Source organism: Bordetella genomosp. 8 (assembly GCF_002119685.1).
Classification (GTDB): Bacteria; Pseudomonadota; Gammaproteobacteria; order Burkholderiales; family Burkholderiaceae_B; genus Bordetella_C.
In genome coordinates this window covers 4,822,723-4,843,189 of sequence record NZ_CP021108.1, presented here as the reverse complement: position 1 = coordinate 4,843,189, position 20,467 = coordinate 4,822,723, and the positions used below count along the sequence as shown (strand labels likewise).

19 protein-coding genes are annotated in these 20,467 nt (G+C 67.2%); 9 read left to right on the top strand and 10 right to left on the bottom strand.

Annotation, left to right across the window (positions count from 1 at the left end):
• The first annotated feature begins 9 nt into the window (after window positions 1-9).
• The 4 genes from CAL12_RS21930 to CAL12_RS21915 are packed head-to-tail and all read left to right on the top strand — an operon-like array spanning window position 10 to window position 5,261.
• Window positions 10-1,041, top strand: a complete 1,032-nt coding sequence (locus CAL12_RS21930; protein ID WP_086068046.1) for a sugar ABC transporter — start codon at window positions 10-12, stop codon at window positions 1,039-1,041.
• Complete coding sequence (locus CAL12_RS21925; RefSeq protein ID WP_086066551.1) at window positions 1,034-2,965, top strand: tetratricopeptide repeat protein; 1,932 nt, start codon at window positions 1,034-1,036, stop codon at window positions 2,963-2,965. Before CAL12_RS21930 ends, CAL12_RS21925 begins: the two co-directional genes overlap by 8 nt.
• Window positions 2,962-4,053, top strand: coding sequence for an SDR family oxidoreductase (locus tag CAL12_RS21920; RefSeq protein ID WP_086066550.1), 1,092 nt, complete (start codon window positions 2,962-2,964; stop codon window positions 4,051-4,053). The genes CAL12_RS21925 and CAL12_RS21920 overlap by 4 nt, the downstream gene beginning before the upstream one ends.
• On the top strand, window positions 4,050-5,261 hold the full coding sequence (locus tag CAL12_RS21915; protein ID WP_086066549.1) for a pectate lyase family protein: 1,212 nt from the start codon (window positions 4,050-4,052) through the stop codon (window positions 5,259-5,261). Before CAL12_RS21920 ends, CAL12_RS21915 begins: the two co-directional genes overlap by 4 nt.
• A 155-nt stretch (window positions 5,262-5,416) precedes the next feature.
• On the opposite strand, the gene CAL12_RS21910 is transcribed toward CAL12_RS21915, so the two are convergent.
• The 4 genes from CAL12_RS21910 to pdxR form a co-directional block, all read right to left on the bottom strand.
• Window positions 5,417-5,620: a cold-shock protein gene (locus CAL12_RS21910; protein WP_086066548.1), complete on the bottom strand. Its 204-nt coding sequence runs from the start codon at window positions 5,618-5,620 to the stop codon at window positions 5,417-5,419.
• Window positions 5,621-5,711: 91 nt separating this feature from the next.
• Window positions 5,712-6,791 (bottom strand): acyltransferase family protein, encoded by a 1,080-nt coding sequence (locus CAL12_RS21905; RefSeq protein WP_086066547.1) that lies wholly within the window; start codon window positions 6,789-6,791, stop codon window positions 5,712-5,714.
• Between the two features lie 97 nt (window positions 6,792-6,888).
• Window positions 6,889-8,532, bottom strand: coding sequence for a hypothetical protein (locus CAL12_RS21900; protein ID WP_086066546.1), 1,644 nt, complete (start codon window positions 8,530-8,532; stop codon window positions 6,889-6,891).
• Window positions 8,533-8,716: 184 nt separating this feature from the next.
• Complete coding sequence (gene pdxR / locus CAL12_RS21895; protein ID WP_086066545.1) at window positions 8,717-10,105, bottom strand: MocR-like pyridoxine biosynthesis transcription factor PdxR; 1,389 nt, start codon at window positions 10,103-10,105, stop codon at window positions 8,717-8,719.
• A gap of 146 nt (window positions 10,106-10,251) precedes the next feature.
• Between pdxR and CAL12_RS21890 the strand changes: the two genes are divergently transcribed.
• Complete coding sequence (locus CAL12_RS21890) at window positions 10,252-10,698, top strand: GNAT family N-acetyltransferase (protein ID WP_086066544.1); 447 nt, start codon at window positions 10,252-10,254, stop codon at window positions 10,696-10,698.
• Window positions 10,695-11,315 (top strand): FMN-dependent NADH-azoreductase, encoded by a 621-nt coding sequence (locus tag CAL12_RS21885; protein WP_086066543.1) that lies wholly within the window; start codon window positions 10,695-10,697, stop codon window positions 11,313-11,315. Before CAL12_RS21890 ends, CAL12_RS21885 begins: the two co-directional genes overlap by 4 nt.
• A gap of 2 nt (window positions 11,316-11,317) precedes the next feature.
• Here CAL12_RS21885 and CAL12_RS21880 read toward each other — a convergent pair whose 3' ends face one another.
• The 4 genes from CAL12_RS21880 to CAL12_RS21865 form a co-directional block, all read right to left on the bottom strand.
• Window positions 11,318-12,241 carry an isocitrate lyase/PEP mutase family protein gene (locus CAL12_RS21880; RefSeq protein WP_086066542.1) on the bottom strand — a complete coding sequence of 308 codons (924 nt, stop codon included), beginning with the start codon at window positions 12,239-12,241 and terminating at the stop codon, window positions 11,318-11,320.
• Window positions 12,238-12,756 (bottom strand): LeuD/DmdB family oxidoreductase small subunit, encoded by a 519-nt coding sequence (locus CAL12_RS21875; protein ID WP_086066541.1) that lies wholly within the window; start codon window positions 12,754-12,756, stop codon window positions 12,238-12,240. Before CAL12_RS21875 ends, CAL12_RS21880 begins: the two co-directional genes overlap by 4 nt.
• Window positions 12,749-14,035 (bottom strand): 3-isopropylmalate dehydratase large subunit, encoded by a 1,287-nt coding sequence (locus tag CAL12_RS21870; protein ID WP_086066540.1) that lies wholly within the window; start codon window positions 14,033-14,035, stop codon window positions 12,749-12,751. The genes CAL12_RS21875 and CAL12_RS21870 overlap by 8 nt, the downstream gene beginning before the upstream one ends.
• A gap of 66 nt (window positions 14,036-14,101) precedes the next feature.
• Entirely contained in the window at window positions 14,102-15,091 is a 990-nt protein-coding gene (locus CAL12_RS21865) for a Bug family tripartite tricarboxylate transporter substrate binding protein (protein ID WP_157793076.1), read from the bottom strand.
• 180 nt (window positions 15,092-15,271) lie between these two features.
• Between CAL12_RS21865 and prpR the strand changes: the two genes are divergently transcribed.
• A complete protein-coding gene (gene prpR, locus CAL12_RS21860) occupies window positions 15,272-17,275 on the top strand; it encodes a propionate catabolism operon regulatory protein PrpR (RefSeq protein WP_086066538.1) in 2,004 nt (667 codons plus the stop codon).
• Window positions 17,276-17,352: 77 nt separating this feature from the next.
• On the opposite strand, the gene CAL12_RS21855 is transcribed toward prpR, so the two are convergent.
• Window positions 17,353-17,889, bottom strand: coding sequence for a carboxymuconolactone decarboxylase family protein (locus tag CAL12_RS21855; protein ID WP_086066537.1), 537 nt, complete (start codon window positions 17,887-17,889; stop codon window positions 17,353-17,355).
• A 161-nt stretch (window positions 17,890-18,050) separates the two neighbouring features.
• Between CAL12_RS21855 and CAL12_RS21850 the strand changes: the two genes are divergently transcribed.
• Entirely contained in the window at window positions 18,051-19,010 is a 960-nt protein-coding gene (locus CAL12_RS21850; RefSeq protein WP_086068045.1) for an AraC family transcriptional regulator, read from the top strand.
• Here the strand turns inward: CAL12_RS21850 and CAL12_RS21845 are convergent.
• Window positions 18,986-19,582 carry a TetR/AcrR family transcriptional regulator gene (locus CAL12_RS21845; protein ID WP_086066536.1) on the bottom strand — a complete coding sequence of 199 codons (597 nt, stop codon included), beginning with the start codon at window positions 19,580-19,582 and terminating at the stop codon, window positions 18,986-18,988. The genes CAL12_RS21850 and CAL12_RS21845 overlap by 25 nt on opposite strands.
• 178 nt (window positions 19,583-19,760) lie before the next feature.
• On the opposite strand from CAL12_RS21845, the gene CAL12_RS21840 reads away from it, so the two are divergent.
• Complete coding sequence (locus CAL12_RS21840; RefSeq protein ID WP_086066535.1) at window positions 19,761-20,465, top strand: glutathione S-transferase family protein; 705 nt, start codon at window positions 19,761-19,763, stop codon at window positions 20,463-20,465.
• Window positions 20,466-20,467 lie beyond the last annotated feature (2 nt).

The following is a 20,467-nucleotide window of genomic DNA, read 5'->3' as shown; positions in this document are numbered from 1 at the left end:
CTGGTCTATGTGTTGTTGATCGCGACGCCGCGCTACGAGGCCGAGTCGCGTTTCTTCGTGCAATCCGGCGCCGGGCAGCAATCCGGCGGCGGCGGTGCGGCGAACCTGCTCACCACCGGCAACATGGCGGGCATGCTGGGCGGCTTCGTGGACGGCTGGGCGGTCAGCGATTTCCTGAAGTCGCGCGATTGCATGCGCCAGCTGGACCAGGCCATCGGCCTGCGTCGCTACCTGTCCCATGGTGGGCTGGACCCGATCAATCGACTGTCGGAGGACGCGAGCGAGGACGAGCTCTACCGGGCCTACCAGTCGGCGGTCCAGGTTTCCTTCAACGTGCTGGAGCAGATCGACGTATTGCGCGTCAGCGCGTTTTCGCCCGACGACGCGGCCGTCCTGTCGAAGGCGCTGATACACCTGGCGGAAGATTTCGTGAGCCGGCTGAACGAGAAGGGCGTGGCTGACAAGCTGAAGGTCAGCCTGGAGTCCGTCAGGCGCGCGGAGCAGAAGGCGCTGGAGGCCCGGGACGCCCTGACGGCCTGGCGGACCGCGCACGGCAATATCGATCCGACGGCGTCGGTGGCGATGCTGCTGAACCTGTCCGGCCAGCTCGAAGGCGAGTTGAGCAACGCGCAGATCAACCTGGACAAGATCCGCGCGCTGGGCAACAAGGACCATCCCATGCTCGCGCCGGCCGAGTTGCAGGTCGCCGCCTTGCAGAAGCGGCTGGTCGCGCTACGCCATCGCCTGAGCGGCCAGGGCAATACCGAGGCGCGGCAACTGAAGTCGTACGAAGGATTGCGCAATGCGCAGGTGTTCGCCGATTCGAACCTGACCCTGGCGCAGCAGTCCTACCAGCAGGCCATGGTGGATGCCCTGCGCTTGCAGCGCTATCTGTCCATCATCGCGCAGCCCGTGCCCACGGACCGTCCCAGCAGTCCGCGCATGCCGATCCTGTTGCTGGAAGCCCTGGCGGTCGGCTTCGTGCTGATGTTCATCACCCGTATAGCTCTGGCTTTGCTGAGGGGGTTGCGTCATGGTTGATATCCTGGCTGATCGAGATGCGGAAAGGCGTGACACGGCATCCGGCGATGCATCCCGGCTGGTCGATGCCATCAGGCAGATTCGCGCGTCGGCTGAACCCGTCGCCGCGATACAGGCGCTGGACCCGGCCCTGGTGCGGGCCGCGGACGGCCGGCGCGATGTACGGCGCCTGCTGGTATCGCCTTATGTGCGCGAGGGCGCCTTCGCGGCCGCGATCGCCGCGCTCGATGTGCTGGTCGCCGCGTATCCGTCGCAGGTTGACGAGCGGCGCCTGCTCGCCAGCCTGCTGGGACGGACGGAGCAATGGGAACGGGCGATCGCCGAGGCCGATGCGGCCGCCGGCATCCAGCCCGAAAGCGCATCGCTGCATGCCGCGCGCATCCAGCTGCGCCTGCAGGCGGGGCGCGTGGCCGACGCGGCCGAGGTCGCGCGCGCCACCGAGGACACCGTGGCGAACGAGCCGGGTGAGGCGCATTTCTGGATGCTGGCCTGCATGCGCGATGGCGACATGGCGGCCGCGGCGCGCATGGCCGGACTTCTGCATGCGGCCAGTCTGCCCAACGAACGTGTGGCGGCGATGGCGGTGCGAGCCTTGTATGAGGATCGCAGGACGGAGGCTGCCATCAGCTTCGGCGAGGCAGCGCTGGGCGCTGGCCACGACAGCCCGGCACTGCGCACCTATCTCGGGCTTGCCTATGTCCGGCGCGGATCGGACGAAGATCGCAAGGTGCATGCGGCCGGCCACTTCGAGGCCGGCCTGCGCGCCGCACCGCGCGACGTCAGGCTGCTGTCTCTGTACGGCGAGACATTGCTGCGGGCCGGACGCTACAAGGCGGCGGTGGAACCGCTCCGGCAGGCGGTGGAACTGGCGCCGGACCTGGACCAGACGCGGGTGCTCCATGCGCGCGCGCTGCGGTATTCGATGCAGTACGCGGAGGCAGCCGAGCAGTTCCTGAGCGTGCACCGGAAGTCCCCGGACAACCTGCTCTGGCAGCGTTCGGCGATCGCGGCGCTTTCGCAGGCCGGCCGCACGCAGGAGGCCGAGGACCTGTTCCGGCAATACGTGTCACGGCGTGGCGAGCGGCTGCCCGACAGCTTCCAGGAAGCGCTGGACGGCTTGCAGGACCGCATCGACAGCGCGCCGATACCCCAGGCCCGGCTGGACTGGGCCTGGTCCCTGCGCGGCCGGGCGGACGTGGACCGGCCGCAATGGGAACGCGCGGCGCGCTGGGGCCATCTCGTTGACCATCTGCTGTTCGACTGGATCGAGTGCCGCGAAGAACGGGTGGAAGAGGCCATGGCGCTGCTCGGCGAACTGGACAGCGGCGAACGCTTCTTCGCGCCCTTGCTGGCGGCCGGACGCGGCGTCGTGGTCGCCACCGCGCACGTGGGACCCATGTATGCCGGCCTCATGGCGCTGGAACTGGTGGGCATCCCGTCGCGCTGGCTGGCGACCGCGCCCAATATCGCGCGGACCAGCTATGCGGAGGCCTTGATCTCCACCGCCGACCAGAGCGAAGCGCAGGTGGCCAAGGCCTGCATGCGGGCGCTCGGGTCGGGGTATGTGCTGTGCATCGCCATCGACGGCGCCGCGAACCCGGCGGCGCCGCGCACGATCTTCGAAGGCCAGGAGGTGACCTACTCGGCTTTCGCATCCCATATGGCGCATCGGCTGCGCGTGCCTTCGGTGTTCTACGCGCCACGCTGGGAAAACGGACGGGTGGCTTTCACCTTGGAAATGCTGCCTGAAGCCGCGGCCGGCGAGGATGCCGAGGCGTACGCGCTGCGGTGGCGGCAGGCATATTTCGAACGGCTCAGGGAACATCTGGCGGGCGCGCCGGAGAACCTGCGCCTGAGCGGCGGAATCTGGCGCCACGTCAAGACGCCCGATCGTTCCGCGGACCAACAGGACTCGATGACATGACGAACACAACCGGCTTGCAAGGCGATACGACACTGCCGCCATGGCTGCTCGACGATACCCAGCGCGACCTGCGCGATGCGCTGCTGGCGCGGCGGCGCTGCTGGCTGGTGACCGGCGCGGCCGGATTCATCGGCTCCAATCTGGTGGAAACCTTGCTGCTGCTCGGCCAGGACGTGCGCGGACTGGACAATTTTTCGACGGGGCACCGGCGCAACCTTGACGAGGTTCGCAGGAATGTCGGCGAGGATCGCTGGGTGCGCTTCGCGCTGCATGAGGCGGACATCCGCGACATCGGCGCCTGCGAGCGCGCCGTGGCCGGCGTCGACTACGTGCTGCACCAGGCCGCCCTGGGCTCCGTACCGCGCTCCGTGAAGGATCCGCTGACGTCTCACGAGGTGAACGTCTCGGGTTTCCTGAACATGCTGGACGCCGCTCGGCGCGCATCGATCCGGGGTTTCGTCTATGCCGCGTCCAGTTCGACCTACGGCGACGAGCCCAACCTGCCGAAGCGCGAAGACAGGATCGGCAAGCCATTGTCGCCTTATGCGGCGACCAAGCTCATGGACGAGATCTATGCGGACGTGTATGCACGGACCTATGGTTATGCGTCGACGGGCCTGCGCTACTTCAACGTGTTCGGCCCGCGGCAGGATCCGGACGGTGCGTACGCGGCGGTGATCCCGAAATGGATTGCGTCCATGATCCAGCGCCAGCCCGTGCAGATCAACGGCGACGGCGAAACGAGCCGTGATTTCTGCTTCATCGGAAATGTCGTGCAGGCCAATCTGCGCGCGGCATTGCGGCAGGCCGCCGAGGCAAGCGAGGTGTACAACGTCGCGGTCGGCGGCCGCACGACGCTCAACGATCTGTTCGGCATCATCCGTGACGGGCTGGCGTCGCGTGGCTTCGAGTATGGACTTGCGCCCGAGTACCGCCCCTTCCGTGCCGGCGACGTGCGCCATTCGCAGGCCGACGTGTCCAAGGCGCAAGCGGGCATCGGCTACGTCCCGCTGGTCGACCTGCGGCGCGGGATGGTGCAGGCGCTGCCCTGGTATGTCGGCTTCCTGACCGCCCAGGCGTACGCATGAAGGAGAACAGGATGATGCGCTGGCTGCTTGCTTTCGTTGCCGTTTTCGTTGTGTCGTATGGCGGCATCGCCGCTGCGGAGGACACCTGCCGTATTCCCGATGAGCACTGCCCCGCGGTAGCGTCGCTATTGCAGCAGCGGCAAGGCTATGGACGCAATGCCACGGGTGGCCTGGGCGGGAAATTCGTCGAGGTGACGTCGGACAAGGATGCGGGCCCCGGAACCCTGCGCGCGGCCTTGCAGCACGCCAAGGGCGCCACGTGGATACGCTTCGCCTCGGACATGACCATCGTGCTGGCGTCGCAGCTGCGCGTGCCCGCCAACGTGACGATCGACGGGCGTGGCCGGCAGGTCACCTTGATCGATGACGGATTGGGCGTCTATGGCAGCCGGAACGTGATCCTGACGCACCTGACGATAGACGGCCGTTTCAGCCGGCTGACGCAGGCGGTGAATGTGGCCAATGGCAGCCAGGACGTGTGGGTGGACCACATGGATCTGTCGCGCATGTCGGACCGGCTGTTGAACGTGAAGAACGGTTCGACCGACGTCACGGTGTCATGGACGAAGTTTCACGACTCGGACAAGGTCATGTTGCTCAATAACATTACCTCGAAGGATCTGTACCGGAACTACGAGCGTGACAAGATCGCGCGGGTGACGCTGCACCACAATTACTTCTTCAACACCGTGCAGCGCAATCCCCGGGCGCAATTCGGCACGTTCCACCTGTTCAACAACCTGGTGGAAAACTGGGATTTCTACGGGATGAGCTTCAGCCTGGAAGCCCGCGCGCTGGTCGAGGGAAATATGTTCAGCAACGTGGCGCAGCGCAAGTGCATGGAGCCGGAATTCTTCCCCACGGTCGAAGGCGTCAAGGTGAACTACTGCAAGTACATCCCGACCGCGCCGCAGAGAAGCGCCCTGCCCAACGGGGGATCCGATCGCCGCAATTTCGAGAAGTCGAAGGCCGCCTTCGGTTATGAGCGGGATTTCAAGGCCTTCCTGCGCGTGAAGGACAATCTGTACCTGGGCGACGCCAAGCCGGTGCTGGAGGACTACCGTCCCGAGGATGTGCCCGCGCCGCCGTATTGCTATGCCTACGAGCCGCCGACGGCGGATGTGGCGCAGAAGATACGCCGGTTCGCTGGCAATACGCATGAAGTCCCGCCGGCCGTCGAAGCCCGCAGCGGGTCGGGCTGCCGCTGAGTGGCGTGGATGCGACACGGCCATTTGCCCTGCGGTCAGGTAGCGGCGGGTGCGGCCAAACACGAATAGCCCCATGACGGGGCTATTCGCTTGCGGCCAACCTTAAGGAAAGCCTTAAGGGAAGGCGACCCCGCTCGAGCGGCGGGGCGGACTGCTTACAGCGGGGTGATCTTGGTGGCTTGGGGGCCCTTGGCGCCCTGGCCCGAGATGAAGCTCACGCGCTGGTTTTCCTGCAGGTTACGGTGGCCCGTGCCCTGGATTTCGGAGAAGTGCGCGAACAGATCCTTGCCGCCCGAGTCAGGCATGATGAAGCCAAAGCCTTTTTCGGAGTTGAACCACTTGACGATACCGGTTTCCATGAGATTCCTTGATTAATGATGGACATGAGTCCAGGGGGCAGATGATCAAGGCAGGACATGGACAATGATGGCGCACTACTAGGCTCGCACACTACCGAACGGAATCGAGGGCACTTGAGGATCTGCGGGCACTATGAGGGCAGCGCCCCTGGCCGTCAAGCGTTATATTCGCGCGGATGAGCACCGGTTGCGCCAGGAGAGGGCGCTCCAGCAGGTGCCAGGACAGGTACGCGGCCGATACCGTCAAGGCCACGCTAGCCGTAAAGCCCCACCAGGGATGGTCGAACAAACCCAGCGCCAGCAGTGCCTGGATGATGGGGAAATGGTAGAGATAGATCCCGTACGACGGGTCGCCGCATCGGCCCGCGGGCAAATGGAGGCGGCCGCCATGTGCCAGGAGTATGGTCAGGCTCGCATAGAAGAACGGCTGCATGAGCAACTCGAATCTGGTCCCGCGGGCGGCCCACCAGGCGACGGCCGAAATTGGCGCAAGATAGACGGACCTGGCGAGGAGGCGTGCGTCGCTGGCGAACAACGATCCCAGGACGAAGAACGACAACTGCCCCGGGAACTGGCGCGCGATCACCGGCGAACCGACCAGGCTCAGGAAAACATATACCCATGCGATGCTGGCCGCGGTCAGCACGAGGGCTACGGGCAAGGCGCGAAAGCGCCTGAACAGCCAGCAGATTACCGGCACGCAAAAATACAACGCGAGCTCGATTTTCAACGTCCACAGCGCGCCATCCATGGCGGGCATCGGGTTGGCGGCGAATACGCCGGGCAAGGTGGGCTGGAGGAAGTTCAGGAAGAACGCATTGGCCGCGAGATAGGTCCAGGTCGCGGGCGAGCGCCAGAATTCGGCAGGCGCAAGCTCGGTCATGCATGCGCCTATGGCCAGGCACAGCAGGATGGCGCACGCGTACGCGGGATAGATGCGTCGCACCCGCTTCGCGGCGAAATCCCGCAGGGAGCGACTGGACTGGTAGCTGCGCATGACCAGGAAGCCGCTGGCGACAAAGAAGGCCTTGACGGCGAAATCGGAATCGAGGAAAGGCAGGAAGGCCTGGAATTCCGGTAGTCCGGTGATCCCGGCGAGATGTGCGCCCATCACGATCAGGGCCAGGGCGATGCGTAAAGCGTCGAAATTATTGCTTCGGTGAGAGTCCATTGCGCGGTCCGATGCGGCGGTTTGAAGGCGAGCATCGGGTGGGTCACATCGACCGCGCGGTTGTCCCTCGCGTGGGTCGGGGCGGGACCCCGGGGTTTCAGCGGGCGGTTTCCTTGGCGCCGGCCAGCTGGGCGTCGCGCAGTTGCGACGGATCGGACTTCAGCAGGACCAGGTTGTTGATGTTGGACAGGGTATTGCGCCAGTTGGCGCGGTCCTGCTCGGTGGCCGAGCCATCGTCCTTGGGCATGCTGGCCTGGATCAGGTGCAGCATGTCCCAGCTGCGCGACACCGACGACGGCGTATTCAGGCGCTCCTGCATTTCGCCACCCACGTACTTCCTGATGTCCATGTTCTGGCTGGCGGTTTGCGTCAGCGACGCCTTCGTCAGGCGGCCGTCGGTGTAGGCGATGCTGGCCACGCTGCTGGCCGTGTCGTCGATCTTGTAGTAGTAGTAATTCTGAGAAGACTTGTCGCCGGTCAGGTTCAGGGGCGTGTCCGGATACAGCGACTGATGGTAGCTGGCGCTCAGGTGCGATTGCTGGTTCTGTTCGATGGCGCGATCGTTGGCGCCGCTGCCCTGGATCTTGGTCTGCTGCGATACCTGGTAGGAGAAGGAATCGTGCTCCTCCGGCCGCATGGGATTGGGCGATGTGTCAGCCGCCTGCACCGATGCGCTGAAATCGGCCAGGCCCGACAGCATGGCATGGTCGGCGTCGCTCAAGGGGATGACGGGGCCCATGGCCAGGTGCTTCTGGTCCACGCTGTAGTTGCTGTTCAGGGCACCGAAGGCGTCCTTGAACATGGTCATCAGCGCGGCATCGCCCTGGCCCCGGCTCTGGGCCTGGTCGAACTGCTGCATATAGCTGGCCAGGGCGTGCGCCTGCTGGTCGGCGCTGCCGATCAGGGAAGGATTGGACAGGTCCACGTTGACGCTGATCTTGCCCGCGGCCCCCGTGAAGTCGACGCTGCGATGCTGGCTGTCGGCCTGGAAGTCCAGGCTTTGCACGCTGCCGTCCGGCATCTTGAAGCTGGCCTGCAGGCTGACCGAGCTCAGCACATTGGGATCGAACTTCGTCAGGCCGTCCAGGGACAGCTTGGGCGGCACGCTGGTCAGGCCGTCGATCGCCCCCTGGAAGGCGTCGGCCAGGCCGGACAGGGCGTTGCGCTCGGCGGTGGACAGGGTGCCGCCGGTGACTTCGACCTGCACGCCCAGGCCGCCGGCCTGGCTGGTCAGCGACAGGTGGACGGTCGCGCCACCGGCCGTCTTGACGTCCAGGGTGATCTGGTTGTCGGCCACGGTGTGCAACTGGGTCTGCCGGATCTGGTCGAGCCTGGATGTCGCCCCCGCGCTACCCGAGTCGGTCGTGCGCAGGATCACCGACTGCGAATAATCGCCGCCACCCAGCTGGAAACGGTCCAGCAAGGCCGCGCCCAGCCCGTGGAAGCGGTCGCCCACGGCGGTCGCGTCGTAATTCTTCGACATCAGCGCGCTGATGGCGTCGCTGGAATCCTTTTCCCAGACAGGCGTGGACACGGACAGCGCGCCGGTGTCGTCGTAAATCTGGTTCAAGCGGGCGGTTTCCGCATCCGTCAGGGTGACGGTCGCCGAGCTGGCCGGCGTGGCGACGCCCGGCGTCGCGGTGCCCTGGGTGGCGCTTTTCTGATCGGCCGGCGTGGCCGTCGTCGACGCCAGCGCGGTGACGGACGCGGATGCGGCGCCCAGGGGCAGCAAACTTTGCATGGTCTGTTCTTTCGATCGTGCGAAACAAGGCCGCGGGCCATCCCGCTCTTCCGTTAACGGCGGCGGCTCGGAATTATTAAGGGCTGTGCATTGGGCTGTGCCTTGGGGGTCACCGTCGGGGCCGTTGCGGCGGGGGGGCGGCCCGGGGCAACACCGTCGCCGGGCTGCCGGGGGGCGCTCCGGTTCAGAGCAGTTCCAGGATCCGGCCGCCCAGGCGCCGCGCGGTTTCGCGCGAGTCGATATTGGTGAAGTTCAGCAGCAGCGCCGCGCCCGGGTCGCGCGCGATGCCCCACTGGGTGAGGGCATGGGCGGCCATGTCGTGCTCGCGCAGGCGCCGGGCCAGCGGCGCGTCAGGCAGCCCGTCGCGCAGGCGCAGCACCAGGTGCATGCCGCCGGGCTGGGGGTCGATCCGGAGATGGCGGTCCAGGACGCCGGCCAGGCCATCGGCGGCGATCTCCCGGCGTTCCTTGTAGAGCCTGCGCATGCGCTGGATGTGGCGGGCGAAATGGCCTTCGGCCATGAAGGCGGTGACCAGCGATTGCATCAGGTTGGGCGCGCCGCCCGAAAAAGTCTGGCTGGTTTGCGTGAAACGCGCCACCTGGTCTTCCGGAACGACCAGATAGGCCAGCCGCACGCCGGGAAACAGCACCTTGCTGAAGGTGCCGGCGTAGAGGACGCGGCCGTCGCGGTCCACGCTTTTCAGGGCGGGCAGGGGCTGGCTGGCATAGCGGTACTCGCCGTCGTAATCGTCTTCGATGATCCAGGCCTGGGCGCGGCTGGCCCAGTCCAGCAGCGCCAGGCGTCGCGGCAGCGTCAGCGTCAGGCAGAGCGGACTTTGATGGGATGGCGTGACCACGGCGGCCCTGGCGCCCGGCGCCAGCTTCAGTCCCTGGGCGACGTCCAGGCCTTCAGCGTCCACCGGTACGGGCACGCCGCGCAACTGCGCCTCGGCGATGAGCTCGCGGGTGGGCGGGTAGCCGGGGTCTTCCAGCCAGACCTCGTCGCCGCGCGCCAGCAGGGCACGGACGATGAGCGACAGCGTGTGGCGATAGCCCGTGGTGACGAAGACCTGGGCCGGCGAGCAGGCGATGCCGCGGGAAACCTGCAGGTAGGCGGCGATGGCCGTGCGCAGGGGCGGGATGCCGTCGGAGCACGGATAGGCCATGTCGGCCGCTTGCATCGCCCGCACGCATCGCGCGCCCAGCCTTGCCCAGATCTTGCGCGGGAAGGCGTCCAGGGCGGGCAGGCCCATCTGGAAGGGGTTTATCTGACCCCATTTTTCGCCCAAGGCCGTACGGGAACCGGGGCTCGCGCCGGCGTGCGCCGCCGTCGGTCGGCCGGATTGGGCGGCGGGCAAGGCGAGATCAGGCGTGACGACGGTGCCGGCTTGCCCTCGCGCCTGGATATAGCCTTCCGCGGACAGCAGGCCATAGGCGGCTTCGACCGTGCCGCGCGCCACGCCGAGTTCCTTCGTGAGGGCGCGCATCGAAGGCATGCGATCGCCGGGCTTGAGCACGCCACTGGCGATGGCGCCGCGGAAGCGCTCGTATATCTGCCGGTACACGGGAATCATGGCCTAGTCCGCCTGTCGATTTATGGCTCTGTGAATTATGGCATCCGGCTTCTACGATCCCGATCCTGATGCCATATGCGACAAGGAGCGGGGCGATGCGGGACAACGATGGGCGGAGCGGGAATGTCGGAGCGGTCGGCCAGGGAATGGGAGGCCAGGACCTGCGCCATGTGGAAAGGCCGGACGAGCTGCGGGCCTGCTACGCCGTGATGCGCGAACTGCGTCCGCATCTGCGTGACGAGGATGATTTCGCCTCGCGCGTGCAGCGGATGCACGGCGACGGCTATCGCCTGCTGGCCGGCTGGAGCGAGGGCGAACCGGTCGCGTTGGCCGGCTATCGGCTGCAGGAAAACCTGATCTACGGGGCTTTCGTGTACGTGGACGACCTGGTCGTCAAGGAGGGGCGTCGCGGCGGCAACTGGGGCGCTGGCCTGCTGCGCGAAGTGGCCACCATCGCCCGGCGCGCGGGGTGCCGGAAACTGGTGCTGGACACCGCGCTGGGCAACGCCCTGGCGCAACGCTTTTACTTCCGCGTGGGCTTGCTGACGGGTGCCATGCGTTTCAGCATGGATTTGTCCAAGGACGCGGCATGAGAATACTGCGTGTCCATTGCAGCCCGCGCGGCGTGCGGGCGGAGAGCTATCGGCTGGCGGACAGGCTGGTCGGCCTGCTGCGGCAACGCCACCCCGACGCCCGGCTTGTCGATCGTGGCCTGGGTACGAGCGCGATCGCGCATGTCGACGAAGGCTATGCGGACGTGTTGGGCGGGCATGTCGAGGCGTCCATGGACGCCGACACCATGGCGCATTCGGAACGCCTGATCCAGGAGCTGGAAGCCGCCGACTGCCTGGTCATCGCCACGCCCATGCACAACTACACCGTGCCGTCGGCGCTGAAGGCATGGCTGGACCACATCGTGCGGATACATCGCAGCTTCACGCCGGGTCCGAACGGCAAGGTGGGCACGCTGGCGGACCGGCCGGTCTACGTGGCGATCGCTTCCGGCAGCCGCTTCGACGGCGAGAGGGCGCGGCAACCGGATTTCCTGACGCCATACCTGACCGCCATCCTCAACACCGTCGGTCTGTTCGATATCCACTATTTTTCCGTGCAGGGCACGGCCTTGGGGGCGGACGCGCTCGCGCGGGCGCGCCAGGCGGCGGAAGAAAAACTGGCGGCGTTTTTCTCGCTGCCGGCCGTCGCCGGCTGACATCAGGCGGGGAAGCGGTTCTCCCATTCCTCCACGTCCGGCAGTCCCAGGTAGGCGCTGTATTCCGCGCCGGTCAGCATGCGGTCGCGCATGGCCATGGTGCCGCCGTCGTCGCGCAGGTGGCCGAGCGCTTCACGCATGGTGTAGCCCAGGGCATTGCGCAACATCCCCGGATAAATGGCCAGCGCGATGCCCAGCTCGGCCAAGTCCGGAAAGCGCAGCGCAGCCAGCGGACCGCCCGAGTCCAGGTTGATCATGCAGGGGATGCGGATCCGTTCCGTTACCGTGCGAATGTCCCGCAGGACCTGGTCGTGCGCCTTGAGTTCGACGAAAACGGCGTCCGCGCCCGCATCCGCGAAAGCCTGCGCGCGGCGGATGGCCTCGTCCAGGCCCATCGACGCGGCGCAGTCCGTGCGGCCCACGATGAGCAGTCCGGTGGGCGCGCGCGCCGCGGCTGCGGCGGCAATGCGGGACACCGCCACGTCGAAGGGCAATACCGCGCGGGCGCCGGGGAATTGCGCGCAGCGCTTGGGGGATTGCTGGTCTTCGATGTGGATCGCCGCGACGCCGGCCGCTTCGAACTCTTCCACGGTGCGTCGGATGGCGGCGGCGGCGCCATAGCCCGTATCGGCGTCGCAGATCAGCGGCAGGTCCACGCATGCCGCCACGCGACGCGCGTGGCTGGTGATCATGGTCAGGTCCACCAGCCCGACGTCGGGCTTGCCCAGCAGGCTGGCGGAAACGCCGTTGCCCGTCATGTAGACGGCTTCGAAGCCGGCGTGCTGCACCATGCGCGCGCCGTAGGCGTCGTAGACGCCCGGCGCGACCAGCGTGGGTTGGCCGCGGCCCGCGCGCGAGAGGCGCTCGCGCAAGGCCTGGCGCAGGCGGGCGGGTTTGTTCCAGTCGGGCTGTGCCGCGGCGCTCATGCTGTGATGCTCCAGTCGGGATGTTTGCGCAGGAACGGGATCAGGCCCCCTTCGCGCAGGATGGCGCGGATCTGCGGCGGCAGGGGGCGCAGCGCCTGCCGCAGCCCGCGGGCGGGCGCTCGAAGTTCGCTGTGGCCCAGGTCGATGGTGACCTCGTCGCCTTCAGCCAGGCCATTGGTGTCGTACTCGATCAACAGCAGTCCGTTGTTGATGGCATTGCGGAAAAACTGCCGGCCGAAGGACGGCGCGATGATGGCGGCGACGCCCAGGCGATGCAGGATGTGCACCGCCTGCTCGCGCGAGGAGTTGATGCCGAAGTGCGTGCCGGCGGCGATGATGCCGCCGGGTTTGAAGCGGGCCGCGAAGCCCGGCGCCACGCCCTCGAAGGCCTGCGCCGCGATATAGGCTTCATCCTTGCCCGGCAGGTATTTGCCCGAGCACTGCGTATCGGTGTTGACGTCGTCGCCCAGCTTGTAGACCGGACCGGTAATGACATCCTGCGTGGTATCAGCCATGGCTGGGCCTCCATTCGCCACCTTCGACGGTGCGTGGGTCGGTGATATAGCCGGTCAGTGCCGACGCCGCGACGGTGGCCGCCGAGCCCAGCCAGATCTCGGCCTCGTGGTTGCCCAGGCGGCCGCGGAAATTGCGGTTCGCGCTGGATATCGCGACTTCCTGGTTACCGGGAATCAGGTGGTTGGTGATGCCCACGCAGGTGCCGCAGCCCGCCGCCTCGAACGACGCGCCCGCCGCGGTCAGGATCTCGATAAGGCCTTCGCGCGCCGCGTCCAGGTAGATCTTGCGCGACGCCGGCGTGACGATCATGCGGACGCCGCGCGCCAGCTTGCGGCCCTTGAGGATGGCTGCCGCCTGGCGGATGTCGTCCAGGCGGCCGTTGGTGCACGTGCCGATCAGCGCGAAATTGATCTTCTGCCGGTCGATCTGGTCTATGCCCACCACGTCGTCGACCTCGTGGCGCCGAGCCACCTGCGGCGCCAATGCCGACGCATCGATGGCGACGCGATGTGCGTATCGGGCATCGGCGTCGGCCGATACCGGGCGGGGCGGGCGGGCGCCGTGCGCGGCCAGCCAGGCCAGGGTCTTGTCGTCGGCTTCCAGCAGCGCGGCCTTGGCGCCGAGCTCGGCGGCGTGGTTGGCCAGCGTCATGCGGTCGTCGATCTCCATGGCCGAGACGGCCGAGCCGACGTATTCGATGGCCAGGTAGTTCAAGCCTTCCGCGCCGAAGCGGCCCAGCATGTGCAGGGTGATGTCCTTGGCCCAGACGCCGGGCTGCAGGCGGCCCGACAGCTCGATGCGCGCCGATTCCGGCACGCGCAGCCAGACCTTGCCGGTCTTCATCACGGCGGTCACGTCGCTGCCTTCGACGCCGGTGCCGAAGGCATTGAACGCGCCGTAGGTCACGGAGTGCGTGTCCGTGCCGACCACAAGGTCGCCGCAGGTCAGGTGTCCGCCTTCGGGCAGCACCTGATGGCAGATGCCGTCGCCGATGTCGTACAGCGGACTGCCGTGGTCGTCGGCGAAGCGGCGCATGGCGGTATGGGTTTGCGCGGCGGCCAGGTTGGGCGGCGGCGAGTAGTGATCCAGTACCCAGGCCGTGCGCGACGCGAAGGGCAGTTTTTCCGCGCCCATCTTGTCGACCATGCGGATGGCGTTGGGCGCGCGGGCGTCGTGGACCATGGCGAAATCCACGTCGGCGATCACGATGTCGCCGGGCTGGACCGTTTCTATCCCGGCATGCCGGGCAAGGATTTTTTCAGCAATGGTGGAAGGCATGATGGTTACGGATCAGATGCGTTCGATAGGCGGCGGTTGTCGTTCGTGGGGACGGCGCGGCCGGGCTCACACCGCGTTGATGTTGATCTTCTTGACCAGGTCGCCCCACTTCTTGCTCTCGGCCCGGATGTAGCGGTCGGTTTCGGCCGGGGTGGTGGGCGCGGGGTCCAGCCCCAGCTTCTTGAGCTTGGCGTCGACGTCAGGGTCTTTCAGCGTGGCCACAATAGCTTTGTTCAGCACGTCGACGACGGCCTTGGGCGTATGCGCCGGGGCGGTGAAGGCGTACCAATTGTTGGCCTCGAAGCCCGGATAGCCGGACTCGGCGATGGTCGGCACGTCGGGCAGGACATCCAGGCGGCGCAGCCCCGTCGTGGCGATGGGCCGCAGCTTGCCGGCCGCGATGAACTGCACGGCATCGGTGGGACTGGCGAAGATGGAAGCCAGCGTGCCGCCCAGCAGGTCGTTCATGGCCGGCGCGCCGCCGCGATAGGCGACATGCTGGTTCTGCAGGCCCGCGACCGATTTGAGCAGTTCGCCAGCCAGGTGGCCGCTGCTGCCGATGCCGGAAGAGCCGAAGGACATATCGGAATGCTGGGCGCTGGCGGCCTTGACGTAGTCCGCGAAGGTCTTGATCTTGCTGTTGGCGTTCACCACCAGGACGTTGGAAAAGGACACCGCCAGCGAAATCGGCTCCATGTCCTTGACCGGGTCGTACGTCAGTTTGCTCAGGTGCTGGTTGACGGCCAGCGAGCCTATCGTGCCCAGCATGATGGTGTAGCCGTCCGGCGCCGCCTTCACCAGCGCGTCGGAGGCGATGTTGCCGCCGGCGCCGGGGCGGTTGTCGATGATGATGTTCTGCTTCAGGTTCTTCGACAGCACGGGCGCCATGATGCGGGCGACGGTATCGGAGCTGCCGCCGGCCGCGAAGCCGACCAGCAGGCGGATCGGCCGGCTGGGGAAGGCGTCATCGGCTGCCAGGGCGGCGCCGCTGGCCAGGGGCAGGGCACAGGCCGCCGCCAGCGCGGCGACCGCGCGTCGAAGTGGGGAAAAGCTCACGATTTGTCTCCTGTTCCCTGGTCTGCACGCCAGAGCTGGACGGATAAACGCAAAACCGGTGCCAATTCCGCGGCGGCCTCCCGTCCAGAGGGAGAGCCCTTCTGGCAGCCACATGACTTCCGTTCAGGTGTTTCATGAGAGAAAATATGCGTTTCACGAACGCATCACAGGCTTGCAACGATGGCTGTCTTTCCCGCACCGGCCGATTTCATCGGCGACCGCACGCCACCCGGGGCGCGCGGGCCGTCCGCGTTGCCCAGCCTGTATGCCGTCACCGGCTACGGCCTGTTCGAAAGCCTGCGGCAACTGGCGCCCGAATTCGCCGCCCGGGCCAGGGTGGAGCTACTGCATGATGCGTTCGATGCCGCGCTGGCGCCGTTGAACCACGCGATTGCGCAGGGTCGCTGCGACGTGGTGGTGGCCTCGGGCAGCAATGGCGCTTTCCTGCGCGCGAAGCTGGCAGTGCCGGTGGTGCTGGTCCAGATCGGCGGTTATGACCTGATGGCCGCGTTGGCGCAGGCCCGCGAACTGTCGCCACGCGTGGCGGTGGTGCTGCATCATGAAGTCACTGCAGCGCTGCGGCGCTTCATGCGCGTCTTCGGCCTGGACGTGGAGCTGCGGGCCTACGATACGCCCGACGATGCCGCGCGTTGCATCCGCGAGCTGGCCGCGCAGGGCGTGGAGGTCGTCGTGGGGGCCGGGATGGTCACCGATTTTGGCCGCAAGGCCGGCTTGACGGCGGTGCTGCTGTATTCCGCCGACTCGGTGCGCGCCGCCATGGAAACGGCGTTGGCCATCGCCCAGGCGCAATACGAAGAGCGGGCGCGGCGCGACCGGCTGGACCTGGTGCTGCGGCATTTGAACGACGGCGTGGTGGCGGTCGACATGCACGGGCACGTCACGACGATGAATCCTGCCGCGGCGCGCATCCTGGGCACCGCCGCATCCCAGGCGGCGGGCCGTCCGCTGGCCGAGACGGCCGCCGGTCTGACCGCCGGCCCCGCGCTGACGCGCGGAACGCCCGAACTGGGCCGCGTGGAGGACGTGCGCGGCCAGCCGCTGGTGGTGGATGCCGTGCCGCTGTTCGAGGCCGGCACGCAGACGGGCGCCGTGCTGACCCTGCATTCCTCGCAGCCGCTGGAGCATGCGGTGGGCCGCTTGCGCGCGCACAGCCACCGGCGTTCGCGTTCGGCCCGCTACACCTTGAATGGCATGGTCGCGGTGTCGGCGGCCATGCGCGAGCTGGTCCATCGCTGCGAGGTGCTGGCGCGTAGCAGCGATGCGTCGGTGCTGATCCAGGGGGAAAGCGGCTCGGGCAAGGAAGTGGTGGCGCAGGGCATTCACCGCGCGAGCCGCCGCCACGCGCGTCCCTTCGTGGCGATCAACTGCGGCGCCTTTCCCGAACAACTGCTCGAAAGCGAGCTGTTCGGCTACGAGGAGGGCGCATTCACCGGCGCGCGGCGCCAGGGCAAGGCGGGCCTGTTCGAAGCCGCGGACGGCGGCACGCTATTGCTGGACGAAGTGGGGGAGATGCCCTTGCCCTTGCAGACACGTTTGCTGCGCGCCCTGCAGGAAAAGGAGATCACGCGGGTGGGCGGCATCGACGCGATACCTGTCGACGTGCGCATCATCGCCGCGACCCATCGGGACCTGGCGGCCATGGCGCGGCAGGGATCGTTCCGGCACGATCTGTTCTACCGGCTGCACATCCTGCAGATCCGGGTACCGCCGCTGCGCGAGCGTCCGGAGGATATCGCCGCGCTGGCGGCCGAGCTCCTGCCCGCGGCCCTGGAACGCATCGGCGCGCGCGAAGTGGCGCGCGACGTGTTGCGGGTCGCCTTGCCGCTGCTGTTGGCGCATGACTGGCCGGGCAATGTCCGCGAACTCGAGAACGTCGTCGAGCGCATGGCGCTGGAGTGCCTGCTGGCCGATGCCGTGCCGTCGGTCGGCACGCTCAGGGGCGTGCTCGATCCGCCGGGGCCGGACTCGGCCGCCGCGCCTGGCGCATCGGGCGGCCCCGGCCGGCCTGGCGTCCGCCGGCTGGATGCCGTGCAGCGGGCCAGCGAACACCTGCACATCCGGGAAGTGCTGGCGGCGCACGGCGGCAATCAGGCCGCCGCCGCGCGCGAATTGGGGATCAGCCGCACGACGCTGTGGCGCAAGCTGCGCGGTGCTGGCGGCTGACAGGGCCAACCTGGCAGCGGCTCGCCCGGTACAGATTGCCCGATGCAAATTGCCCCCTGTCCCTGGTCCGATGCGGTTCACTTCACCGGCGGGAAGTCGACGTCGGTGTCGTTGATGCGATTGAACGTGTTGGTATACGTGATCATCGCGTAGGCGTAGGCAATGTCCGCCAGTTGCGCATCGGTGTAGCCGGCGGCGCGGATCGCGTCGACTTCGGCGGCGGGCAGGGTCCCGCTGGTTTGCTGGATGACCCGCACGAAGCGCACCAGCGCGTCGCGCTTGGCGTCGCCGGTCGGCTCGCCGGCGCGGATGTTGTGCAGGGTGCCGGCGTCGAGGCCGGCCATCTTGCCCAGCATCATGTGCGCGGCCAGGCAGTAGTCGCAACCGCTCAGTTCGCTGACCAGCACCTTGATGGTTTCCACGTCCTGGCGGGGCAGGCTGGCGCGTGCCAGCACGGCTTCAGCCGCCAGGTAGGCGGACAGGGAAGCGGGTGTCAGGTGTCCCAGCGTCGCGTACAGGTTCGGCAACTTGCCGTTGGCCTTCTTGATCTGGGCGTAGAGTTCGGCGGTGGCGCCGGTGGCGGATTCGACGGCGGGGATGGCGATGCGGCTCATGGTGTGGCTCCTAGTGAAGACGTTTGGTGATCAGGAGCCCCCACTTTAGGCCGGTGGAATGATCTTGCCGAGCTTCTAGATGCTCAATAGAATGCTCAATAGGATCATAAGTTGGGATTGCGAGGCTTGGGGCCGCGAGGAACCCGCCTGGGAAAATGCACATGTCCGCCACGCCTGACTGGCTCAGCCGCCTGCTGGAAATGATCACCGTGACCGGCCAGCTCGAAATACGCTGCGCCTATGGCGCGCCGTGGCGCATCGTGGAGGCGCGATCGGCCGCTCGCGAAATTCCCTATCACGTGGTGCTGAAGGGCGTCGCCATCCTGGAAGATCCGGGGGACAAGACGATGCGCGAACTCGGTCCCGGCGACATCCTGATGCTGCCACACGGATCGGCGCATGTCCTGCACGACGGCAGCGGGCGTGCGCCGCTGCCGGCATCGTCGCGGCGGACGGCGAATCTGACGGTCAGCGAAAACGGCGGTGGCGAACCGGTGCTGGACATGCTGTGCGGGCGCTTCTTCATCGCTCCCCCGCATGACCGGTTGATGCGCGGCTACCTGCCGACCACGCTGGTGGTGCAGGCGGACCGCGGCGACGCGGGGCCCGCGGGCCAGCTCGCGGCCCTGGTGGGAATGATGCGGGCCGAGGCCATGGCGGACACGCTGGGCGGACGCGCGATGCTCAATGCGCTGTCCGCCGCGCTTTTCACCCTGGCCTTGCGCGTGGCGGGCGAGGGGCGGCAGGCGCCGCGGGGGCTGCTGGCCCTGGCGGGCCATCCGCGCCTGGCGCCAGCCTTGTCGGCCATCTTCAACGAACCCGCCCGGGCATGGACGCTGCCCGAGCTTGCCGCGTTGTGCAGCATGTCGCGCGCGACCTTCATGCGGCACTTCCAGGACAAGCTGGGGCGCACCGCCTACGACCTGCTGACCGACGTGCGGATGAGCCTGGCGTCGAATGAACTGAAACGGCCGACGGCCACCGCCGAGGCCGTCGCCGAAGCCGTCGGTTATCAATCCGTGGCCGCGTTCCGGCGCGGCTTCGCGCAGTGGATGGGGATGACGCCCGGCGAATGGCGGCGCCAGGCGCGCACGGATCAGGGTTCTTCGACGCCGGGTTGAAGCGACGCGAGGGCCGCGCGCACCATGCCGCGCAGCAAAGCCGGTTCGGGCCGCGCGCGCGCGAGCACGCGCATGCCCAGTTGCACGCCCAGCAGCATGCGCGCCAGGTCCGCCGCGGACTGCGACCGGGTGATGGTCCCGTCCCGCTGCCCGGCTTGCACGCTGCGGCGGAAAAAGGTTTCGATCCGGCGCAGGACGTCGGCGATCAGCGCCCGCAGATCCGGATCGCGCGGCGCCATTTCGAGGGCGGCATTGACCAGCATGCAGCCCTTCGTATCGGGGTCGTCCAGCGAACGGTCGATCATCTCGGCGTAGAAGCCTTCGATGGCCTGCAGCGGTTTCCTGGACTGCAGGCGGTTGATGCGATCGGCGATGCTGGTGTCGATGTAGCGTTCCAGCGCGCGGCGATAGAGCGCCAGCTTGTCGCCATAGGCGTTGTACACGCTGGCCCCGGTCAGCGCCATGGCGTCGGCCAGGTCCCTGACCGATGTGGCTTCGTAGCCATGCTGCCAGAAATACCGCAGCGCCAGGTCCAGCGTCTGCGCTTCATCGAATTGTCTTGGTCGACCCATGGATCTGATTCCCGGCGCGGTGGGGCACGCTGTTGCTTCGGCGGCCGTGGTTGACGATTTTAGAGCAAGTGCTTTAAAAGACCAGGCGGTATGCCCAGGTGCGCCATCCATCGATGGCGACGGTACGCATACGGACGGCGTGGCGTTCGCGCGTCGTCGCAACGCACAGGGAGATTCGATGATACGGTTTTACTTCCACCCCACGCCCAATCCCGCCAAGGTGGCGCTGATGCTCGAAGAGATCGGCCTGCCTTACGAGGTGATCCCGGTGGATACCAGCAAGGGGCAGCAGCACGACCCGGCGTTCCGGGCCATCAACCCCAACGGCAAGGTGCCGGCCATCGTGGATACCGAAGGGCCCGGCGGCGTGCCGGCAACCGTGTTCGACTCCACCGCGATCCTGCTGTATCTGGCGGAAAAGAGCAGCAAGCTGCTGGGGCAGCCGGGCGACCGGGCCGACCTGCTGTCATGGCTGTTTTTCATCGCGTCGGGCCTGGGGCCGTTTTCCGGGCAGGCTGTGCATTTCCAACATGCCGCGCCGGAAGGCCTGGACTATGCCGTCAACCGCTACCGGCGCGAAGCCGAACGCCACTACCAGGTACTGGACGGCAGGCTGGCGGGCCGCGAGTTCATCGTCGGCAAGGAATATACGATCGCGGATATCTCGGCCTGGGGCTGGCTGGACCGCGCGTCGCGTGTCCTGAAAGGGGCGGCGGAGCCGCTGGCGCCGTACCCCAACATCGCCCGCTGGTTCGCGGCCATCGACGCGCGCCCCGCCGTCGCGCGGGCGCGCAAGGTCGGGACCGACTTCGACTTCAAGACCGCCCGGGACGAAGAAGCGAAACGCGCCCTGTTTCCTTCGAACTATCCGCCCGCCGCCTGATT